Here is a 1763-nt window from a genome sequence, read left to right as displayed (position 1 = left end):
TACAGTTCTTTTTGCTTTTTCACAGCAAGACTCAACTCTTTTTTTTGATACATAAGTTATAGATTTTAATTATTTCTATTAAATTACGAAATCCAGCAGAAAAAAGTTACCGAAGGTTTAGTTCAACGATTCATGTATGAGGCGTAATGTCTCTTTAGAGCATTATGACTTCATACATTTTGTTACAAGCTGGCTTTTTACTTTTCGATTACTTTTACTTTTTTACTTATCTTAATTTGATTAGTAATCAATCTTGATTTTCCATTTTTATAATAGTTGTCAAGAAAAACTTTTTCTTCGATATATCCATCTAAATAAAAAGTACCAAGTTTATCAAATTCATAATCAAAATATATTGTGTCATTTCTTTTTTCGATAAAGCCAAATGTATCTAAACTTTGATGCATCTGCTCTAATTCTTTGATGGTATGAATACTTTTAAATTTTCCTAAGAAAAGAGTAGTAGACTTTAAATCTTTTTCGCCAGTTTTTATTGTGTCTAATTCAGAGTCAAAAATAATTTTGCCAACATTACGTTCATTAACTTTTGGGTTTTTTACATAAAATGTTTTGAGATATGATGATTTTTCTTGATTATTTTTACATCCTAAACTTATAAGAAAAAATATTAGAATAACCAGAGGAGTGTTTTTAGTCTTTATTCTTAAATCTATCATATCCTTTTTTTCTTTTTGCTTCATTTTCTTTTTTTATCCTTTCGCGGATACTGCTAGAATCTTTTGCAAATACAGCAGTATCTTTTTTAACGCTCATTCCACTTTGCTGAATTGTTCCATATGATTCCCATACGTTCCAACGATACAATCTTTCGATACTAATGGTTACTTTAGGTTCTTCATCTGACACATAAGTATTATTGTTATTAGGAGAACTTAATGAATTTTCTTCATCTCCATATCCGAATGCAGTTCCTAATTTAGTGTAATATTTGAGAACTGTTTTAAAATCATAAGTAAAATTATAGATCGATTTCATTACATCAGCAGAGATTTGTTTGAATGTACTGTTAAATTTTCTTACTCCCGGATCTCCCCAAAGATCATCCGCTCCGTTTTTTTTTCGATCACTTTTTATTCCGTCCATTCCAGGATTATTACCCCACCAAGGTTCAAAAGCTGCATTGTTGCTTAATTTATCATACCAACTTTGTTCATTGTTATTTCCTCTATCTATACTATGGTAAATGTCTTGCCATTGTTTTAATGCACTATTCCATTTGTAGAATTTTTTGGAATGCTCTGGGTATTCGCAGAGTTGTCCATCTTCTTTTCCAGGATAGCCTGGATCTCCATATTTATGAATGTTTTGTCTTTCGCAATGTTCTATTATAATTTCCCCTTTGATAATACCATTGCTAGTATTACTAGGTTTATAGGATATATTTTTCACTTCGATTTCTCTAGGAATAGGAAATCTAAATGATAAACCTCTAGTAAGATTAGCCATTTTAGCATTTACTTTCTGGATCATAGTCCGTTCTAAGTTACTATGATTTGTAGAAGAACTATTTAGTACTTCATTTGCTATTTCTTTTAGAGCGTGTTCAATTCGATCAATTAATTGTCGGGAAATATTATTATTCATTTGTTTTAATCTTAAAAGTTTTTTTGGGTGCTTCTGACTAACGTAAAATTACACTACTGATTTACAGTTATTTGCAAATCATCATTAGTTAATCCAAATTTATCAATTTGTTTTCTAATTCTTTTCACTAGTCCTAGTTTTCTTTTTTGATCGAGGTA

The 1763-nt window shown here is 29.3% G+C and carries 2 protein-coding genes; both read right to left on the bottom strand.

The window, feature by feature from the left end; all coding sequences use genetic code 11:
• Positions 1 to 197: 197 nt before the first annotated feature.
• On the bottom strand, positions 198 to 701 hold the full coding sequence (locus F0000_RS27190) for a hypothetical protein (RefSeq protein WP_223148955.1): 504 nt from the start codon (positions 699 to 701) through the stop codon (positions 198 to 200).
• Positions 652 to 1605 carry a hypothetical protein gene (locus F0000_RS27185; protein WP_149627831.1) on the bottom strand — a complete coding sequence of 318 codons (954 nt, stop codon included), beginning with the start codon at positions 1603 to 1605 and terminating at the stop codon, positions 652 to 654. The genes F0000_RS27190 and F0000_RS27185 overlap by 50 nt, the downstream gene beginning before the upstream one ends.
• Between the last annotated feature and the right edge of the window lie 158 nt (positions 1606 to 1763).

It is taken from the genome of Aquimarina sp. RZ0, from assembly GCF_008370685.1.
Taxonomy (GTDB): Bacteria; Bacteroidota; Bacteroidia; order Flavobacteriales; family Flavobacteriaceae; genus Aquimarina.
The sequence above is the reverse complement of the archived record's forward strand: the minus strand, read 5'-3'. Positions and strand labels throughout refer to the sequence as shown.